This is a genomic window from Bradyrhizobium sp. HKCCYLS2038, from assembly GCF_051167655.1.
In the GTDB taxonomy this organism is placed as follows: domain Bacteria; phylum Pseudomonadota; class Alphaproteobacteria; order Rhizobiales; family Xanthobacteraceae; genus Bradyrhizobium.
Genome location: NZ_JBNPTM010000002.1, coordinates 129,161 through 148,214, shown reverse-complemented (window position 1 = coordinate 148,214; position 19,054 = coordinate 129,161). Strand labels below are relative to the sequence as shown.

17 protein-coding genes and 1 pseudogene are annotated in these 19,054 nt (G+C 65.4%); 16 read left to right on the top strand and 2 right to left on the bottom strand.

Annotated features, from left to right (window positions below):
- The 9 genes and pseudogenes from ACQR1I_RS09900 (at nt 1) to ACQR1I_RS09860 (ending at nt 8,169) form a co-directional block, all read left to right on the top strand.
- Nucleotides 1-813, top strand: a complete 813-nt coding sequence (locus ACQR1I_RS09900) for an ABC transporter ATP-binding protein (RefSeq protein WP_434864432.1) — start codon at nt 1-3, stop codon at nt 811-813.
- 46 nt (nt 814-859) lie between these two features.
- On the top strand, nt 860-1,834 hold the full coding sequence (locus ACQR1I_RS09895) for an ABC transporter substrate-binding protein (protein WP_434864431.1): 975 nt from the start codon (nt 860-862) through the stop codon (nt 1,832-1,834).
- Nucleotides 1,835-2,189: 355 nt separating this feature from the next.
- Nucleotides 2,190-2,816 (top strand): TetR/AcrR family transcriptional regulator, encoded by a 627-nt coding sequence (locus ACQR1I_RS09890; RefSeq protein ID WP_434864430.1) that lies wholly within the window; start codon nt 2,190-2,192, stop codon nt 2,814-2,816.
- Nucleotides 2,817-3,036: 220 nt separating this feature from the next.
- Complete coding sequence (locus ACQR1I_RS09885) at nt 3,037-5,238, top strand: glycoside hydrolase family 3 C-terminal domain-containing protein (protein ID WP_434864429.1); 2,202 nt, start codon at nt 3,037-3,039, stop codon at nt 5,236-5,238.
- Nucleotides 5,239-5,261: 23 nt separating this feature from the next.
- On the top strand, nt 5,262-6,542 hold the full coding sequence (locus tag ACQR1I_RS09880; protein ID WP_434864428.1) for an MFS transporter: 1,281 nt from the start codon (nt 5,262-5,264) through the stop codon (nt 6,540-6,542).
- A gap of 9 nt (nt 6,543-6,551) precedes the next feature.
- A pseudogene (locus ACQR1I_RS09875) lies at nt 6,552-6,749 on the top strand (ATP-binding protein); the annotation flags it as partial.
- 75 nt (nt 6,750-6,824) lie between these two features.
- Complete coding sequence (locus ACQR1I_RS09870) at nt 6,825-7,127, top strand: CDGSH iron-sulfur domain-containing protein (protein WP_434865112.1); 303 nt, start codon at nt 6,825-6,827, stop codon at nt 7,125-7,127.
- 58 nt (nt 7,128-7,185) lie between these two features.
- Nucleotides 7,186-7,563: a CDGSH iron-sulfur domain-containing protein gene (locus tag ACQR1I_RS09865; protein ID WP_434864427.1), complete on the top strand. Its 378-nt coding sequence runs from the start codon at nt 7,186-7,188 to the stop codon at nt 7,561-7,563.
- Between the two features lie 30 nt (nt 7,564-7,593).
- On the top strand, nt 7,594-8,169 hold the full coding sequence (locus ACQR1I_RS09860) for a helix-turn-helix domain-containing protein (RefSeq protein ID WP_434888726.1): 576 nt from the start codon (nt 7,594-7,596) through the stop codon (nt 8,167-8,169).
- 217 nt (nt 8,170-8,386) lie between these two features.
- Here the strand turns inward: ACQR1I_RS09860 and ACQR1I_RS09855 are convergent, their stop codons facing one another.
- Both ACQR1I_RS09855 and ACQR1I_RS09850 read right to left on the bottom strand, forming a co-directional pair.
- Nucleotides 8,387-8,818 (bottom strand): LysR substrate-binding domain-containing protein, encoded by a 432-nt coding sequence (locus ACQR1I_RS09855; protein WP_434864425.1) that lies wholly within the window; start codon nt 8,816-8,818, stop codon nt 8,387-8,389.
- A complete protein-coding gene (locus ACQR1I_RS09850; protein ID WP_434864424.1) occupies nt 8,748-9,683 on the bottom strand; it encodes a LysR family transcriptional regulator in 936 nt (311 codons plus the stop codon). The genes ACQR1I_RS09855 and ACQR1I_RS09850 overlap by 71 nt, the downstream gene beginning before the upstream one ends.
- 224 nt (nt 9,684-9,907) lie before the next feature.
- Between ACQR1I_RS09850 and ACQR1I_RS09845 the strand changes: the two genes are divergently transcribed.
- The 7 genes from ACQR1I_RS09845 (at nt 9,908) to ACQR1I_RS09815 (ending at nt 19,053) form a co-directional block, all read left to right on the top strand.
- Nucleotides 9,908-11,131: a cation:dicarboxylate symporter family transporter gene (locus ACQR1I_RS09845; protein WP_434864423.1), complete on the top strand. Its 1,224-nt coding sequence runs from the start codon at nt 9,908-9,910 to the stop codon at nt 11,129-11,131.
- Nucleotides 11,132-11,136: 5 nt separating this feature from the next.
- Complete coding sequence (locus ACQR1I_RS09840; protein ID WP_434864422.1) at nt 11,137-12,168, top strand: PdxA family dehydrogenase; 1,032 nt, start codon at nt 11,137-11,139, stop codon at nt 12,166-12,168.
- Nucleotides 12,158-13,606 carry an MmgE/PrpD family protein gene (locus ACQR1I_RS09835; protein ID WP_434864421.1) on the top strand — a complete coding sequence of 483 codons (1,449 nt, stop codon included), beginning with the start codon at nt 12,158-12,160 and terminating at the stop codon, nt 13,604-13,606. Before ACQR1I_RS09840 ends, ACQR1I_RS09835 begins: the two co-directional genes overlap by 11 nt.
- A gap of 17 nt (nt 13,607-13,623) precedes the next feature.
- Nucleotides 13,624-15,060: an MmgE/PrpD family protein gene (locus tag ACQR1I_RS09830; RefSeq protein ID WP_434864420.1), complete on the top strand. Its 1,437-nt coding sequence runs from the start codon at nt 13,624-13,626 to the stop codon at nt 15,058-15,060.
- 69 nt (nt 15,061-15,129) lie between these two features.
- A complete protein-coding gene (locus tag ACQR1I_RS09825; protein ID WP_434864419.1) occupies nt 15,130-17,289 on the top strand; it encodes a carboxypeptidase-like regulatory domain-containing protein in 2,160 nt (719 codons plus the stop codon).
- Between the two features lie 66 nt (nt 17,290-17,355).
- Nucleotides 17,356-18,153, top strand: a complete 798-nt coding sequence (locus ACQR1I_RS09820; RefSeq protein WP_434864418.1) for a fumarylacetoacetate hydrolase family protein — start codon at nt 17,356-17,358, stop codon at nt 18,151-18,153.
- A gap of 69 nt (nt 18,154-18,222) precedes the next feature.
- Nucleotides 18,223-19,053, top strand: coding sequence for a transporter substrate-binding domain-containing protein (locus ACQR1I_RS09815; RefSeq protein ID WP_434864417.1), 831 nt, complete (start codon nt 18,223-18,225; stop codon nt 19,051-19,053).
- Nucleotide 19,054: the final 1 nt, after the last annotated feature.

Here is a 19,054-nt window from a genome sequence, read left to right as displayed (position 1 = left end):
ATGGCCTCGCGTCAATCCGCATCGTCGTCGCCTGTGCCGTCCGATCGTGCTCCGGGGTGCGTCAGCATCGAGGGGCTCGAGGTTCATTTCGAATCCCGCGCTGGTGCAACCCAGGTGCTGGCCGAGACGAGCCTCCGGCTCGAGGCGGGAACGTTCACGGCGCTGATCGGTCCGTCGGGATGCGGCAAGTCCACCATCCTCAATGCTGTGGCGGGATTCCTTGCCCCGACGTCGGGTGCGGTCCTGATCGACGGCGAGGCTGTCAATGGCTCCGATCCCCGCGTCGGGATCATCTTCCAGCAGTACGCGCTGTTTCCGTGGCTGACGGCACTCGGAAACGTCAAGTTCGCGCTCAAGCGCTTTGGCCTGTCGAAGGCCGAGATGGACGAGCGGGCCCGGATGTATTTGGCCGAGGTTGGCCTTTCGAGAGCCAGTGACAAATATCCAGGCCAGATGTCGGGAGGCATGAAGCAGCGCGTCGCCATTGCGCGTACGCTGGCCGGCAGTCCGATGGTGCTGCTGATGGATGAGCCTTTCGGCGCGCTCGACGCGCAGACGCGCCTCAGCATGCATGAGCTCCTGCTTCGGATCTGGGAGAATCATCATGCGACGGTGCTGTTCGTAACCCATGATGTCGACGAAGCACTGCTGCTCGCGGATGTCGTCCACGTCATGGCCGCCAATCCCGGGCGTATCGTCAAAACCTGTCCCGTTGCCGCTTCGCGACCGCGCTCGGTATCACGCTTCGATGCGCAGACGCTTCGCCTGCGTGAAGAACTGATCGAGCTCCTGAAGCTGGAAATCATCGTCTGAAGTCGCGGGACCAGCCTTGTTCTCGCAGCCAACGAAAGGTCATCGCATGCCGCGCATCCTGCTCTCGCTCCTCGTCGCCTGCTGGGGTCTGATCACGCTGCCCTCGAGGGCGGCAGAACTCGCCTCGGTCACGCTCGCCTGGTCACCCAATCCGCAGACGCCTCAGATCGACGTTGCGCTGGCCAGATCGTTGTTCCGCGAAGCCGGGCTCGACGTGAAAACCGTGCCGTTCGCATCCGGTCGCGAGGCGTTCGAGGCCCTGGTCGGAGGTCAGATCGATCTTGCCTTCATGGCCGAATTGCCCGCGACCATCGGGGCGATGCGGGCGCAACCGTTCGCGGTCATCGCCGATCTGAGTCGCTATCGCGGCAGCAGGTTGATCGCGAACGCCAAATTCCTCGATCTGAGGTCGGTGAAGGATGTTGCCGGCCGGAAGGTTGGCCTCACGGTCGGCGCCAACCTCGACTATTTCGCCAGCCGACTGTTCGCCCGAGAAGGGATTGCAGCGACGATCGTCAACGCCGCCCCGCCGGACCTCGTTCCTGCCATGGTCCGCGGGGACATTGAGGTGGCTGTGCCGTTCCCGACGTTCTATGAGGCCGCGGCCAAGGCACTCGGTCCCGACTATCGCGAGCTTCGCAGCTCGGACTATGCCGTGCATAACATCATCGCTGCGTCCTCGGTGATGCTCAAATCCCGCTCCGACGTGGTCGAGAAGTTCGTCTCGGCTCTGCTGAAAGCCGATGCCATCATTCGCCAGGAGCCGGCGTTGGTGCAGCAACTCGTTGCCGACAACATGAACGGCGGCTTCAGCGTGGCAACCCTCGGTCAGATGTGGCCCGACTTCGACTTCGCGACCCGTCTGGATGATCAACTTGTCGATCTTCTGGTCGACCAGGGGGCTTGGCTGGTGGAAAAGGGCGCCATCAAGGGTAGCAAGCCGACGCGTGAGGTCATGCGGACGTTCGTCAATGAGACGGCGTTGAAGAAGCTCGCACCGTCGATGGTTCAGCTGCAATAGGTTGTGGCGCCTGGAGGGCCGGCCAGCTCAGTCGGCCCGCTTGACGCAATGCGGTGAAGCCGCCAGCCCTTGGCTCACGGGCAAAGGGGCTCTTATCGCAGCAGTCGGGGAGGGCCCTTTTATGGTGTCCCGCATGTTCCGCGGGGCGGCCAAATGATTGCGGCGTGAAGGGCGGCACTCGCCGGCCCAGACTCGGTGAGATCACGCAAATTGCGGTGGGGCTGGCGGCCCTCGCAATTGCTTTGCAGCTGAAGGCTTGGCAAGGTGCGATCTGCCGCAGCGCCGCAGCCGGCACGAGATGGACGTGAGAAGCGACTAGGACATGGGTGCCTCGGGCAGGGCAGCAGGCCAGCGGATGCCGGCCGCGGATCGCAAGGCGCAGATCATCGACGTGGCGTCGGCGCTGATCGCGGAGCGGGGCTATTGGGGCGTATCGATCCAGGACGTCGCGCTCCGCTGCCAGATCACGGACACCGCCGTGCTGCATCATTTCGGCAGCAAGGAGAAGCTGCTGCTCGCCGTGGTCCAGCACCGCGACGAGCAGGATCGCTGCGCGCTGGCCGCCCGGCTCGGCGTCGCGCGGGCGGATCTCTACGACGTCATTCGCACGCTGCCGCTGGAGAAGGTGTGCGAGGCGATCGTCCGGCGCAACGCCGAGCAGCCTGAGATCGTCCGGCTCTATGCCCTTCTCAGCGCCGAGGCGCTGCAGCCGACGCACCCCGTGCACGACTACTTCTTCGAACGTGAGCAGCTGGTGATCGCGACCTTCGCCTCGGCGCGCTCGACGCTGGACGTTGCGCCCGCCGCGCGGGCCAGGCTCGTGCTCGCGGTGATGGATGGTGTCCAGCTGCGCTGGTTGCGTAACCGCGAGCAGATCGACCTGGTGCGGGAATGGCGGTCGGCCGCCCGTGTGCTGTTCGGACCGCAAGCCAAGGCCGGGGATGGACACCGCAGCGGCCTGCGGCGAGCGGGACGTCAGTAGTTGTCTTCAACGGCGGCAGCGGCCGGCCTTCCGGCGAGCCACCCAGGTTTCCGGGGACCACGGGTATTGCGCCTCGACCGCGCATCGACTGCGCCGCCCCAGCTCGCCTCCGCCAACGATTGACTTCACAGGCGAGGTGGGTTTATGGTTTCCATAACTTGGTGCTTACCAAGTACAAAGAAAATCATGGGAGGGTCCGCTGACCCACGCGGCGCCGCGAGTGGAGGCCGCGACGGCTGAGGCCGGCGCGCAGGCCAACCTGTTCGAAACATTGGCCGCACAGGTCCGAAACGGCGTGGATGCCGGCGCATGTGCGTGCGAGCTCTACGCACAGCTTTCGGATGCGGAGCGCCTCGCTCTGCTGCATGGCGACACGCCGTTCTGGCGCGGCCGTTCCGGCATCATGACCCACGGCTACAACCATGTTCCCTATCCGATGGGATCGAATGCGCGGCTCGGCATTCCCGGCATTCGCTTCATCGATGGCCCGCGCGGCGTGGTGGTCGGACACGGCACCGCCTTTCCGGTCTCGATGGCACGCGGCGCGTCCTGGGACGTTGCGCTCGAGGCCGAGATCGGCGTTGCGATCGGCCGCGAAGTGCGGGCGTCCGGAGGCAATCTGTTTGGTGGCGTCTGCATCAACCTGCTGCGTCATCCCGCCTGGGGACGCGCCCAGGAGACCTATTCCGATCAGACCGTGCTGCTCGGCGAAATGGGCGCGGCGCTGGTGCGCGGCACCCGGCGCAACGCGATGCCTTGCGTCAAGCATTATGCCCTCAACTCGATGGAGAATGCGCGTTTCGACGTCGACGTGCAGGCCGGCCCGGAGACGATGCAGGAGGACTATCTGCCGCATTTCCGCGCGGCGCTGGCGGCAGGCGCTGCCGCCGTGATGTGCGCCTACAACCGCATCAATGGTGACTGGGCCAGCGCCAGCCGGCCGCTGCTGACAGAGGTGCTGCGCGAGCAATGGGGCTTCGACGGCTTCGTGCTGAGTGATTTCATCTGGGCGATCCGGGGTGCGGCCGCCTCGCTCGAGGCCGGGCTCGATCTCGAGGCGCCGTTCGCGCAGCTGCGCGCGGAGCGGCTGCGCGCGGCGCTCGATGCGGGCGAGACCAGCTGGGCGCGGGTCGAGACCTCCTGCCTCAGGCTGCTCGCCACGCAGCTGCGGCACCATGCAGAGCGCGATGCCGAAGAGCCCGCGCGCGGGGTGATCGCAGGCCGCGAGCACGTGGCGCTGGCGCGCCGCGCGGCGGTGCGGTCGATGGTGCTGCTGCGCAACGCCGACTGCGATGGCGTACCGGTGCTGCCGTTCGATGCGGCCGGGCTCGCCAGCATCGCCGTGCTCGGCCGGCTCGCCGACCTGCCCAATCTCGGCGACCACGGCTCCTCGAACGTGCATCCGCCGTCGGTGGTGACGCCGCTGGCCGGGCTGCGCGCGGCGCTGCCGGGCGCCGAGCTGCATCACGCCGACGGCACGGATCCGGCCGCCGCAGCGGCGCTCGCGGCGCACAGCGATGTGGCCGTCGTGGTGGTCGGCTATACCGCGGCCGAGGAGGGCGAGTGGGTCAACGGGCGCGTCTATGCCCGGGACGATCTGATGGCGCTCTACCCGCCGCCGCGCGACGAGGACGAGCGTGCCGTGCTGGCGACCATGCTGGAGCGGGTGCGTGCCGCCGAAGGGCGGCCCGAAGCGGGTGGCGACCGCCGCGACCTGCATCTGCCCGAGGCCGACGTCGCGCTGATCCGCGCGGTCGCTGCCGCCAACCCGCGCACGGTGGTCGTCGTGGTCGCGGCGGGCGCCGTGATCATGTCGGAATGGCACCGGCAGGCGCCGGCGCTGATGATCGGCTGGTACGCCGGCATGGAGGGCGGGCACGCCCTGGCCGATCTGCTGCTCGGCCGCGAGAACTTCGCCGGCCGCCTGCCTTACGCGATTCCGGAATCCGAGCACGACCTGCCGTTCTTCGCGATCGACGCCCACGCGATCAGCTACGACCGCTGGTTCGGCCAGCGCAAGCTTGCGCGCGACGGCAGGGCTGCGCTCTATCCGCTCGGCTTCGGCCTCAGCTACACGCGATTTTCGATCCGCACCATCGATGTCGTCGCCCAAGGCCGCGACACCCTGGAGCTGTCGGTCGCCGTTGCCAATGTCGGGCCCCGCGCTGGACAGGCCAACATCCAGATCTATGGCACCCGCCGCGACGGCGACCGCGCCGGAGAGCGCGAGTTGCTTGCCTTCACGCTGGTGCCGCTCGACGCCGGCGCAACGGCCACCGCGCGCCTCACGGTCGCGCTGCAGCCGCTGGCGCGCTGGGACGCGGCGGCGCGCGCATTTTACATCCCCGCCGGCGAGATCGTGCTCGAGGCCGCCCAGCATTGGGGCGACGCCGACGCGGCAGCGACCACGCTCCGGCTATGAAACACCAGGAGGGAGCCACGGCCATGTCGACCCAGCAACGCGCCACAGACCCGGCCCAGGCGGTCGCGGCGGCAGCAACGCACGACACCGCGCAGCAGGGCTTTCCCCTGCGGCTCGCCGCCGGGCTCGCGATCTGCGCGTTCTGCTGGATCGTCGCCTATCTTGGCGCCGTCGGCGTGCTGCTGCCGGCGCGCGTCGCGGAGATCGATCCGGCCAACAAGGCCGCGATCATCGCGCTCAACGCCACCATCTCCATGATCGTCGCGACGATGGCCAACCTGGTCATCGGCGCCTGCTCGGATCTGACGCGAAGCCGCTGGGGCCGCCGCACGCCGTGGATCTGGTTCGGCGCCGTGGGCTCGCTGCTCAGCCTCGCGGCGCTCGGGCAGGTCGCCACGACCGGTGCCCTGATCGCGGTCTGGGCCATCTACCAGATCTTCCTCAACGCCATCATCGCTCCGCTGCTCGCCACGCTCGCGGATCGGATCTCGCCGCGCCACCGCGGCAGCGCCGCGTCGGCCTATGCGCTCGGCCTCGGCATCGGCGTCGGGCTCGGCCAGGTGATCGGTGCGCAATTCCTCGGCAATACCTCGACCGGACTGATCGTGCTCGGGCTGCTGACCGCGCTGGCCGGCCCCGCCGCAGCATTGTTCTTCCGCGAGCCATCCAGCCAGGCGCTGCCGCGCGAGAAATTCTCCGCACGCATGCTGCGCGACAACTTTGCCTTCGCCAGCCGCGGCGCCCGCGACTACTATCTCGCGCTGTTCGGCAAATTCCTCATCCTGCTCGCCAAGTTCTCGATCCAGGGATATCTCCTCTACATCCTCACGGACTACATGATGCTCGCCAAGCCCGACGCCGGCCGCACCATCGCGCTGTCCGCCACGATCATCATGGTTGCCGGCATCGGCATGTCCTTCATCGCCGGTCCGGTCGCCGACAAGCTCGGTCTGCTCAAGCTTCCCGTGATCATCTCCTCGCTGATGATCGCGCTCGGCGTGTTCATGCCGTTCCTCGCGCCGACGCCGACCATGATCGTGCTCTATGCGGTGATTGCCGGCATTGGCTTCGGCGCCTTCAATGCCGTCGATCAGGCGCTCAACATCGCGGTGCTTCCCAACCCGTCCACCGCCGCCAAGGACCTCGGCATCCTCAATTTCGCCAACACCGGAGGACAGATCGCCGGCCCGCTGCTCGCCGCGGCCGCCATCAACGCATCCGGCTATCCGGCGCTGTTCGCGCTGGCCGCCGCCGCAGCGCTGCTCGGCGCCGTTCTGTTCGCCGCCATTCGCACGGTTCGGTGAGACCGCAGGACCGCGATCGCCGATCCGGTGGTCGCCACCGCGATCCTCGATCGCTTGCTGGTCCTGACCATCCGCGGCGACAGCTACCGCCTCCGCACCAAGCGCAAGAGCGGCCTGATCCGCGCGCCCGCCGGTGACGGGTCTCCGGTCGGCTCCGCCTCCCTCCGTCCCGTCACCGGCGGAAACCACCTTCAACCGAGATCATAAACCCGATGGTGGGGCAGTTCTTCGTGACGCAAAGGGGGCAGTTCCGGGTGACGCTTGACACCGGCTCTGGCGGCCGTGGCGCGCAACTGTCCGTCGGGCGCCATCACCTTTGCCGCCGTCGACTCGCAGCTCGACGAAGTCGATCCTCCCGTCAACACGATCCGATTGCGGCAAGTCGGTCCTTACGCGGTCAATGCCCGTATCCAGATCGACGGGCACGTCACCTCCGACCCGGTACGACGGCGGACGCTATGCCGGTGTGGTGCGTCAGCCAACAAGCCGTTCTGCGACGGAAGTCACGCACGTTCGGTTTCACCGCGACGGGCGAGCCGGACACCCAAAGCTACAGCCCGCTCGACCCGCGTGACGGCACACTGACGATTACACCCATGAAGGACGGGCCGCTCGAGGTCGCGGGACCTGCGGAGATGCGGAGATGGTGAGTGGCACTGGCCGTACCTTTGCCAAATGCACCCATGTTCTGCTCTGCCGATGTGGCGGATCGGGCGCGAAGCCCTTCTGTGACGGCACGCATGCCCGCAACGGGTTCACGGACGCGGACGATGCCTGGCCGCGCGAGTCAGGCGTGGACGTTGTGAGCCCGCCTGCGCTCGCGGACTGGGCGGGCGGGCGCGAGAGGCTGAGGGTGCTCACCGAGGCGTTCTATCGCAAAGTGCCCGACGACCCGCTGCTCGCACCGATGTTTGCGCAGCTGGCCGTGATCAACTCGGGTCCCGGCGTGCAAAAGCCCGAGGGCGAATGGCCGATGCCGCAATGGGGATGGTGCGCAGCGGGCCCGGCCGGTTCGCAATGAGCTGCGCAGGACACTGACAGTCTGAGGTGCGTGACTAGCTCCAGCCGTCTCTCGGAGGCGGCTTCACGCGGCAATCAGCTCGGGTGTTCGAACGAGGTTGTCGTCGATCGGGTGGACAAGCACACCAAGCCCGCGGTCGCGGCCCGGCGGCTTGCGCATGCTGCGCTCGCGCGGCGGATCGCAGATGAACGCGCAATGCGCAGTTGGTCGCTTGCAGAACTCTCCCAGCGGTCGGGCGTGTCGCGCGCCATGTTGAGCAAGGTCGAACGTTCCGAGGCCAGCCCCACCGCCACAGTCCTCATGCGGATTGCGGCGGCATTCGAAACCACGCTGGCCGACCTCCTATCGGAAAAGGCTTCGGCTCCGCGCCACCTGAGCCGAGACGAACAACCGACATGGATGGATCCCGCCAGCGGCTACCGTCGCCGCCAGATCTATCTCAGTGCGAGCCTGCCGTTGGAATTGGTCGAGGTCGTGCTTCCGCCGGGTGCAGCGATATCTGCACCAGCATCGGCCTACGCCTTGATCCGGCAGGTGCTCTGGGTTTTGGAAGGCAAGGTCGTGATCGATGAGGGGGGAACCCACTGTGCTCGAGACTGGCGATAGATTGGAGTTCGGCGCGCCGAGTGATGTTCAGTTCCGCAATGAGAGCGGGCATCCGTGCCGCTACTTGGTTGCTATAGTGCGCCAAAGGGGGAAGATCCACGAGCTAATCGGCAGGTTTGGGCGTGCCGAGCCAAGCTTGCGAAATGGCGCGTCGCTTCGGTCCGAAATGGCAAGGCGGATCTGCACGGGATCGCCATGTCCTCGGCGCCGACCGAGCTCAAGCATTCCGCGAGCTCGCTTCTTCGGTAACGCGGCGTGGCCGTTTCGAGCAATATGCATAGAACGTAGCACGGATCGACGGCTTGAAGCGGCGTAGCGCCACTTTGCGTTGACTGAAGAAGGCGGGCCGCCCGTGCTCCACGAGCGCGATTCCGACACCGTTTTCGACAAGGACACAAGCGACTGCTGTCATCGGGCGAGAACCGACGACGTCTATCTCGATGTTCTGGCAACGAAGAACTTTCTCGGTATCTTCCCCGTTGCCTTCGTCATGTGAGAGGGAGATCAAAGGCTGACGTCTCAGATCGCGCGCCGAAATGGCGAATGACCCAAGAGCCTGCTGACTGGCAGCGGCAGCGCTAGGCCGCTCCCAGCTTCCTGACCGTGGTCCAGAAGGCTTCGCCGGCCTGTGTGATGCGGGGGCGGGCACGAAACAGGGCGATGCTGATCTTGATATCCCAGTCCTTCGGACCTGCTCTGACGAGCCGGCCGCTTTCAAGATCCGGCTCGACCAGGCTGTGTGGCGCCCAGGTGATCCCGCGGCCTTCGCGGGCCATGTTGATGAGCAGCATCACCGGAGCCGAGAAGCTCGGGACCAGCATCGCGGTCGGCTCTTTCTTGGCCAGGAACGAGGTCACGATGCGGCCGACGCCAGATCCCGGGTGGTAGGCGAGGTAGGGCAGAGGCCTGTCGGCAGAGCCCGGCAGCGCGAACCGCGGCATCGATTGTCGCCGACGCTTGCCGCGGCTGACGACTTTGTAGCCGGGGGCGCTGATCGGGATCAGCATGTCGTTGCCAAGCTCGATGCGCTGGAAGCGGTCGCTGTCGAGGCGGCTGACGAGCGAGGGATGGTAATGCGCCAGCATGAAATGGGCCTGGCCCTCCAGCATGAGCTTCTCGCAACCGGCATAGTTCGAGGCCACGAGCTGAACGGCGGAGCCGGCCCGGGCGCGGTCGACCCGGCGTATCCAGTTCGGAAAAAACGCCTGTGACAATGCGTGGGTGGCAACGAAATGGATCGTCTCGGCCTTGAGGCGCGCCGCCTCCAGGGCCTCCTCGCGGCCATTCGACACCCTGCGAATGACGTCCTCCGCCACGGGACGGAAGCTTTCTCCCGCGTGCGTCAACTTCACCACGTGAGTGCTGCGCTCGAACAGGGGAGCTCCAAGCCATGCTTCCAACGACTTGATCCGACGGCTCAGCGCCGGCTGTGTCACGTGACGGCGGTGAGCTGCACGAGAGAAGCCACCTTCCTCCGCGATAGCCAGGAAATCCTCGAACCACCCCAGATCCATTATGCAGGTTCTTTCTTAAATCATTCCAATACGGCATTAGCACTGCCACGGCCGCTGGTCCAATGTCATGCCAAAAGAAAAGAGCGGGTAAGGCTTGGTTGCCGAAGCCGGAAACGAGAAGCCGGGAGGACATGGACGTGACGATCGCAACGACTCCCTTATCCGGGCCGCTCGCGAGGTCGGCGACAGCTGCTCGTGCGAGCTCGCTATGGCGTGAGCCCTACGTGCTGGTCGTTGCTGGCGCCGCACTCGGGGTGCTGTTCGGCGCCGTTTTTCCGGCCGCGGCGCTCGAGTTCAAGCCGCTCGCTGATGGCTTCATCTCGCTCATCAAGGTGACGATTGCGCCGCTGGTCTTCCTCGTCGTGGTCACCGGCATCGCGCAGGTCGGCGACATGAAGGCGGTCGGCAGAATAGGGCTGAAGGCTTTCCTGTATTTCGAGATCGTTACGACGCTCTGCCTGCTGTTCAGCTTCTTCGTCGTGCAGTGGATCCGGCCAGGTGCAGGCGTGGCGCACGCCACGCCCCAACAGGCAGAAACCGTCGCCCGCTATGCGCAGACCCACGTCGGATCGTTGTCAGCCTACATCCAGCACATGATTCCGGAGAGCTTCTTCGGCGCGTTTGCCAGCGGCGATGTGCTTCAGGTTCTCGTCTTGGCGCTGTTGTGCGGCATTGGCCTGTTGCTGCTTGGCGACAAGGCGCCGCCGCTGCGTTCGGGGATGGAGCGGCTGACCGAACTGGTGTTCAGCGTGGTCCATGTCGTGGTCATGCTGGCGCCGATCGGGGCGTTCGGCGCCATGGCCTTCACGGTCGGGAAGTTCGGCGCTGCGACGTTATACGCCTTGGCGCTGCTGGTCGGCACCGCCTGGACAATGATGGCGTTCTTCATCTTCATCGTCCTGGGGACGATCTGCCGACTGGTTGGAATTCGGCTGATGGATCTGCTGCGGCTGCTGCGCGCCGAGCTGCTCGTCGTGCTCGGAACATCGTCGTCCGAGACGGCGATTCCCGGAATGATGGAGAAGCTGCCGAGGGCTGGCGTGGGGCGCGCCGTGACCGGTCTCGTCATTCCCTCAGGCTATTCGTTCAATCTCGATGGCGTTGCGCTGACCTTGCCGCTGAGCACGATCTTCGTGGCCCAGGTCTATGGCATCGAGCTGAGCGCGGCGCAGCAGCTGAGCCTGTTCGTGGTGATGCTGTTCACCAGCAAGGGTGCGGCCGGCGTGACGGGCGGGGCGTTTGCCGCACTGGCTGCGACCGTCGTCGCAGCCGGACTGCCGGTAGAAGGCCTCGCGCTGCTGCTCGGGATCGACCGGTTCATGTCGCTGGCACGCGCGATCACCAACACGATCGGCAACGCCGTCGCCGCGATCGTGGTGGCCAAATGGGACGGCGAGTTCAATTGCGACGACTGGATGCGGGTCGCACAGATGAAAGCAGTGAAGTAGAATCCATGGTTCCCGACAACGACCTGCCGATCGTGGCTCTGGTTCCCGGTGATTGCACCGGCATCGGCCCCGAACAGACCGCACGAATTCTCTCCGACAGCCGGCTCGCCGATGCCGCGCGTCTCCTCGTGGTGGGAGACGCCCGCGTGCTGCAGATGGGGATGGCCCATGCCGGCGTGACGCTCGATATCGAGCGCATCGGCTCGCCCAGGGAGGCTTCGTGGGCCAGCGGCAAGGTGCAACTGCTCGATCTTGGCAACACAGACCCGTCGAGGCACCCGATCGGCAAAGCCAGCGCCGAGTCCGGGCGGCTGACCGGAGAGACGCTGTCGCGCGCGGTCGACCTCGCGAAGGCGGGCGAGATCGATGCCATCACCTTCGCGCCATTGAACAAGCGTGCGATGTTCGACGGCGGCTGGAAATATCCCGACGAGCACAAGATGTTCGCCGATCTGCTCGGACACAGAACCTATTTTTCCGAAATGAATGTCCTGGATGGGCAATGGATGTCGCGCGTCACGGGTCATCAGTCCCTGCGCGAGGCGCTGAACGACATCAACCCGGCGCGCATCATCGACGCCGTCGAGCTCGTGGACCTGATGATGCGGAGGTCGGGCGTCGCAGCGCCGCGCATCGCCGTGGCGGCGCTCAATCCACATGCCGGCGAGGGCGGGCTGTTCGGCCGCGATGAGATCGACATGATCAGGCCGACGGTCGAGGCGCTCGCGAGCAGGGGAATCGCCTGCAGCGGTCCCTATCCGGCGGATACGGTCTATATCCGCGCCTTCGCCGGAGAATTCGACAGCGTCGTCGCGATGTATCACGATCAGGGGCAGATCGCGACGAAGCTACGCGGCTTCAATCGCGGGGTCACGGTCACCGCCGGGCTCGAGACCGTCTTCACCACGCCCTCGCACGGAACGGCGTTCGATATCGTCGGTAAGGGCATCGCGAACACCGGCGCGCTCGAGAGCGCGGTCCGGCTCGCAGCGCAATTGGCATCGTTCAAGTCCCGGGAGACGCCCCATGCACACTGATCGGAGGACTCTGCTCCAGGCTGCCGCCGTTCTTCCATTGTCCGCAGTGGGCGCGAAGGCCGCCTTCGCGCAAGCTCAGGCGCCTGCCGTTGCGCCGCCAAAGGACGTCACCCGTACGCTTGCCCGTTATATCGTCTCGGCGGGATATGACGATCTGCCGGTCAACGTCCGCAAGGAAGGCGTGCGGACGCTGCTGAACTGGGTCGGTGTCGCGATCGGCGGATCGCGACACGAAACGGTCGACATCGCGGTTGCCGTGCTTGCGCCGTTCTCCGGCCCGCAGCAGGCGTCGTTGTTCGGCCGGCGCGAGCGGTTCGACATCATGAATGCCGCCTTCATCAACGGCGTGTCCAGCCACATCTTCGATTTCGACGACACCCATCTGAAGACGATCATCCACCCGGCCGGCCCGGTGGCCTCGGCGATCATCGCGCTCTCGGAACTACAGCCGGTCTCCGGAAAGGAGTTCCTGAATGCACTCGTCCTCGGTATCGAGACCGAGTGCAGGATCGGAAATGCCGTCTATCCAAACCACTATGACGTGGGCTGGCACATCACCGGCACCGCCGGGGTGTTCGGCGCTGCTGCGGCCGCCGGCAAGCTGCTGAAGCTGAACGAGCAGCAGATGACCTGGGCGCTTGGCCTCGCTGCGTCGCAGCCCGTCGGTCTGCGTGAATCGTTCGGCTCGATGAACAAGAGCTTCAACCCGGGCCGTGCCGCGTCGAACGGCATCTTCGCCGCCATTCTGGCAGCGAAGAATTTCACATCGTCGGATGGCATGATCGAAGCCAAGCGCGGTTGGGCCAACACCATCAGCACCAAGCAGGATTTCAGCGAGATCGTCGGCGAGCTCGGCAAGCGATACGAATCTGCGCTCAACACCTACAAGCCGTTCGCCTGCGGCATCGTGCTGCACCCGGCGATCGATGCCGCGATCCAGCTGCGCAACGAGAACAGGCTGACGGCCGACCAGATCGACCATGTCGATCTCCGGGTCAATCCGCTCGTGCTCGAGCTGACCGGCAAGAAGACGCCGCAGCAGGGGCTCGAAGGAAAATTCAGCATCTATCACGCCGTGGCGGTGGCGATCGTCGAGGGCGCAGGAGGCGAGAAACAATTCAGCGATCGCGCAGTGACAGATCCGACTGTGCTGTCGCTGCGCGGCAAGGTCGTTCCCGTTGTGACGCCCGAGATCAAGACGGAACAGGTCGAGATGACGATCGTGCTGAAGGATGGGCGAAAGCTGAGCCGCCGCATCGAGCACGCCGTCGGCAGCGTCGAGGTCCCGATGACCGACCAGCAGCTCGAAGCCAAGTTCTCCGATCTCGCCGAGGGCATCGTTCCGGGGGCCTCGATCCGCCGGATCATGGATGCCTGCTGGAACGTCGAAAGCCTGACCAGCGCAGCCGACATCGCCAAAATGTCGGCGTCGGCCTGACGATGGCGATGCCGACCATGCCATCGCGTCGTCGCGTCCTGCAATCGGCCGGCGCGCTCGCCGCGCTCGGGACCACGCGCATTCGCCCGGCGCGCTCCGCAAGTCCGGGCGTCACGGAGCGCCTGGCGCGCTACATGGTTGCAGCGCGCGATCAGGAGCTGCCGGAGCAGGTCGTCGTCGCATGCAAGCACCGCATTCTCGACACGCTCGGCGCCATGGTGTCCGGCGCCCGCATGCATCCGGGCGAGATGGCCTTGAAGTACGTCCGCAGCCTGGGTGGCGAGCCGCAGGCGTCCGTCGTCGGATCTGATGTCCGCACCACGGCCGTCAATGCAGCCATGGCCAACGCGATGTGCGGCCATGCCGACGAGACCGACGATTTCGAGCCTGTCACCAAGGCGCATCCGGGATGCGCGGTCGTTCCTGCCGCGCTTGCGCTGGGTGAGCGGGAGCATCGCAGTGGGCGCGAGATGATCCGCGCCGTCGCGCTCGGCTATGACCTGACGTGCCGGCTGCTGATGGCGCTGGGGCCTGACCTGGTGCGCGGCTCGCATCGGAGCGCCGAGGGCACGTCGTCGACATTCGGCTCGCTCGGCGCCGCGGCCCTGCTCGCGCGGCTCGACGAGAGGGCCATGCGTCACGCCATTTCCTATTCCGCGCAGCAGGTCTCCGGCCTGTGGAGCTGGGTGAAGGACAAGGATCACATCGAGAAGGCCTTCGATTTCGCCGGCATGGGCGCCCGCAACGGCGTTATGGCGGTCGACATGGTGATGGCAGGGCTGACCGGCGTGGATGACGTGCTCGACGGCACCCACAACCTGTTCATCGCCCTGTCGAGCGATCCGAAGCCGGAGGAGATGGTCCGCGATCTCGGCAGCCGCTTCTACGTCACCGAGACCGCCATCAAGACCTTTTCGGTCGGTTATCCGATCCAGTCGCCGCTGGATGCACTGCTGACATTGCGTCAGCAGCGCGGGCTTACGCCGGACAACGTCCGCAGTATCCTGGTCAGGCTTCCGACCGATGCGATGGGGATCGTCGGCGACAGCGCAATGCCCGATGTGAATTGCCAGCACCTCGTCGCGCTCGCCTTGGTCAAGGGGGCCGTCTCGTTCGCCGACAGCCACGATGTTGCGCTGATGCGCGACCCGACGATCCTGGAGCAGCGGGCGAAGGTGACGCTTGCGGGCGACAAGGGCTTGATGGACCCGGCGGCGCCGCGCGGTGCCGTCGTCGAGGTGACTCTGACCGACGGCAGGAGGGTCGATCATTTCACCAAATATCCGCCGGGCACCAGGGAAAATCCGCTGAGTACGGAGGCGGTCAGCGCCAAAACCAGGGATCTGTTGATGCCCGTTCTTGGAAGCGAGAAGACCGAGATGTTGATCGATATGGTCGGGCACCTCGAAATGATCGACGATGTCGGGCGGCTGTGTCGATTGTTGGTGGCCTGATCGGGGTCGCCGCCCAGTTCTCCGTTCGCACTGAGAGGACAACAAGAAAAGAGGCGGGAGGGACGAAACATGAAGCTGAGCTGGAGATGGGCCGGCTATCTTGCCGCAACGGCGCTGCTGCATGCTGGCGCCGCGATGGCGGCCAACGTGGAGATTTCCGCCAGCGATATCGGCGGTGAGGTGATCGGCGCGAGCGGACCGGAAGCGGGCGTCTGGGTGATCGCGGAGACCACCGACCTGCCGACGAGATATGCCAAGGTGGTGGTCACCGACGATCGGGGGCGGTTCGTCATTCCCGAGCTTCCCGCAGCCAACTACAAGGTCTGGGTGCGCGGCTATGGCGTCCAGGACACTGCGAGCCAGGAGGCCCGCCCCGGCAGGCTGCTCGATTTCAAGACCTCAGCAGCATCGCCGAAGCAGGACGCGCAGAACTATCCCGGCATGTACTGGTATTCGATGCTCGACATCCCCAGGCCAGAGGAATTTCCCGGCACTGGCCCCAAGGGCAACAAGATGCCCGAGACCATGAAGTCGCAGGCGCAATGGGTCGATACTGTCAAGAACATGTGTCAGTCCTGCCATGCGCTCGGCTCGCGAGGCATCCGCGAGATCCCGAAGCTGTTCATGGAAGGGCACGACTCGCAGACAGCCTGGGCGATGCGCACCCAGGCGGGACAGGCGCAGGAATACATGGCGACGGTTCTCGCCAGCATGGGCCCTGACAAGGTCTATGACCTGTTTTCCAGATGGACCGACCGGATTGCCGCGGGCGAGCTGCCGTTCGACAAGCCAGATCGTCCCAGGGGTCTCGAGCGCAACGTCGTCTACACGATGTGGGACTGGGCCGCGCCGACGCGCTACCAGCACGACGCGATCTCGACCGACAAGCGCAATCCGCGCGTCAATGCCAACGGCCTGATCTACGGATCCTCGGAGGAGAGCTCGGACCTCGTTCCGACCCTCGACCCGGTGAGGAACATCGCGGCGACGATCAAGCATCCGTATCTCGATCCAGCGACGCCGTCCTCGACGGATGCTCCGCGGGGGACCTCGGCCTATTGGGGAGATGAGCCGATCTGGGACGGCCACACCAGCATTCACAATGTCATGATGGATGAGCAGGGCAAGGTCTGGTTCACCGCGCGCCTGCGGCCGCCGGCCAATCCGGACTATTGCAAGCAGGGCTCGGAGCTGCCGTCGGCGAAAGTGGCGCCGCAGGCGACGTCGCTGCGCCAGTTGTCGCGCTTCGATCCCGCCACTGGAAAATGGGACCTGATCAATACCTGCTTCACGACGCATCATCTCTACTTCGACGACGATGCCAATCAGACGCTCTGGACGAGCTCCGGAGGGCCGGGGCTCGGCGGCGGCATCGTCGGCTGGCTCGACACCAAGCAGTTTCGCGCCAGCGGGGACGCGGTCAAGGCGCAGGGCTGGACACCGCTGATCATCGATACCAATGGCAACGGCAAGCGCGACGCCTATGTGGAGCACAAGGATCCCGTCGATCCGACCAAGGACAAGCGCATTGCGGCGTCATTCTACGGCATCATGCCCAGCCCGGTCGATGAGTCGATCTGGGGGCAGGCGATGGACCGCGGTTTCTCACGCATCGACCAGCCCGGATATCTGGTTCGCGTCGTCCCCGGAGCCGATCCCGCCAACACCGCTCTCGCCGAAGTGTATCAGCCGCCGGAGGGGACCTTCGGCCCGCGCGGCATCGACATCGGACTGGATGGCGTGGTGTGGACGGTGCTGTCCAGCGGACATCTCGCGAGCTTTGACCGCAGGCTCTGCAAGGGACCGCTGAATGGGCCGACGACGGCCGAAGGCAAGCAGTGCCCGGAGGGATGGAAGATCTGGCGGATGCCCGGTCCTCAATTCAGCGGTCTGGATGCGAAGGGCAGCGCCAACCATGCCTATTACGTCTGGGTGGATCGCTACAATACGTTCGGCCTCGGCGCCAATGTGCCGATCGCGAGCGCCAATGGCAGCGAGTCGCTGCTCGCGCTCGTCGACGGTCAGTTCGTCAACATGCGCAATCCCTATCCGCTCGGCTTCTTCACCAAGAATGTCGACGGCCGCATCGACGATCCCGACGTCGGCTGGAAGGGGCGTGGTCTCTGGACCACGACCGGAACGCGCGCGAGCTTCCACGGCGAGGGCGGCAAGGAGGCGTCGCCGAAGGTCTACAAGGTGCAGATGAGGCCGGATCCTCTAGCCCACTGAGGCGAAGTCTCTTTGAAGAGCCCTTACGGGCCGCGCTGTTGGATCGAGATATTTGGATCGAGGGACATGAAGACGACATCAAGACGTGAGCTGCTCGCCACGGCCGTCGCAACTGCGGCCTCCGCATCTTTGATCTCCGAGGCTGCACCGGCCGCTGCCGCGGCCGGGCCGGCACCGATCTTCTCAGTGCCTCCGGTCGCGATTCCGATCGTCGGAGAGCAAAGCGTGTTCCCGGTCCGCCGCATCTACTGCATCGGCCGCAACTATGCCGCGCACGCGATCGAGCGCGGCTCCGATCCGAACCGCGAGCCGCCGTTCTTCTTCCAGAAGCCGACCGACGCGATCCAGAACGTCGCGATCGGCGAGGTTGCCGACCATCCTTATCCGTCGCTGACCAAGAACTATCATCACGAGGTCGAACTGGTCGCCGCGCTGAAATCCGGCGGCACCAACATCCCGGCCGAATCCGCGCTCGATCACGTCTATGGCTGCGCACTCGGCCTCGACATGACCCGCCGCGACCTGCAGAACGGCATGGCCGCCGAGAAGAAGCCCTGGGAGATCGGCAAGAGTTTCGACCATGCCGCCGTGATCGGCCCGATCCATCCGGTGGCGAAGGTCGGCCATTTCATCAAGGGCGCGATCTCGCTGGCGGTCAACGGCACGGTCCGGCAGAACTCGGATCTCACCAAGATGATCTGGAGCGTCGCCGAGCAGATCGCGAAGCTATCGGAAGCCTTCGAGCTGAAGGCTGGCGACATCATCTATTCCGGCACGCCGGAGAATGTCGGCCCTGTCGTGAAGGGCGACGTGCTGCTGTGCAAGCTCGAGGGCCTGCCGGATATGTCGATCAGGATCGTCTGAAGCGCCATGCCGCCGTTTTCAACCTGATCGATGCTTGATAGACCGGCTATAGCCAGCAAGGCGCAACCGATGTTCGACCGACCGACACCTCCCAAGCTACCGACCGCCCTGCATTTATCTGTTCGCTGGGTCGCGGGCCTCTGCATGGGGTTTGCATTCATCGTGGCGGGAGCGGCTGCGCAGGACGCGCGCGAGATTGCTCCCAGCGGGGTGCTGCGCGTGGCCGTCGCGGTGGGGCCGGCGGCTTCGGCATTCTGGACGACACGCGATCCGGCGACGGGCAAGCCGGTCGGCGTGACGGTCGAGCTTGCCAAGGCGGCGGCGGGCAAGCTCGGGGTGCCGCTCGCGCTTGTGGAATATCAAAGCTCGGACGAGATCGCGGCCGCGGGCAGCCGAGACGCCTGGGACTTGTCGTTCATGCCAGCAGATCGCAAGCGAGAACAGTTCGTCGATCAAGGACCCGCTTACGTCGCTTATATGAGCGGGTATCTCATTCGCGCCGGCTCCGACATCACCTCCGTCGCCGACATCGATCGTCCGGCAGTCCGGGTTGGCTGCATCGAGGGTACCTCCACGTCCCGTACGGTTGAAGCGAGCCTGAAAAAGGCCAGTGTCACGAAATTCATCAAGCCAGAAGCGGCTGCGGAGTTGATTGGCCAGGGGCAGCTCGATGCGCTCGCTATGGGCATGGAAGCGCTGGAGGAGCTATCGAGGCGGCTGCCGGGAAGCCGCGTGTTGGACGAGGTCATCCAGTCAACGGGCGTCGTGGTGGTCGTGCCAAAGGGCAAGGCCGCGGCTCGCGAATGGGCGGCGACATTTCTGACCGGAGCCAAGACGGATGGCACAGTCCGCCGTGCTCTCGACCATGGCGGCTTCCTGACCGCAAAGATTGCGCCGTGAT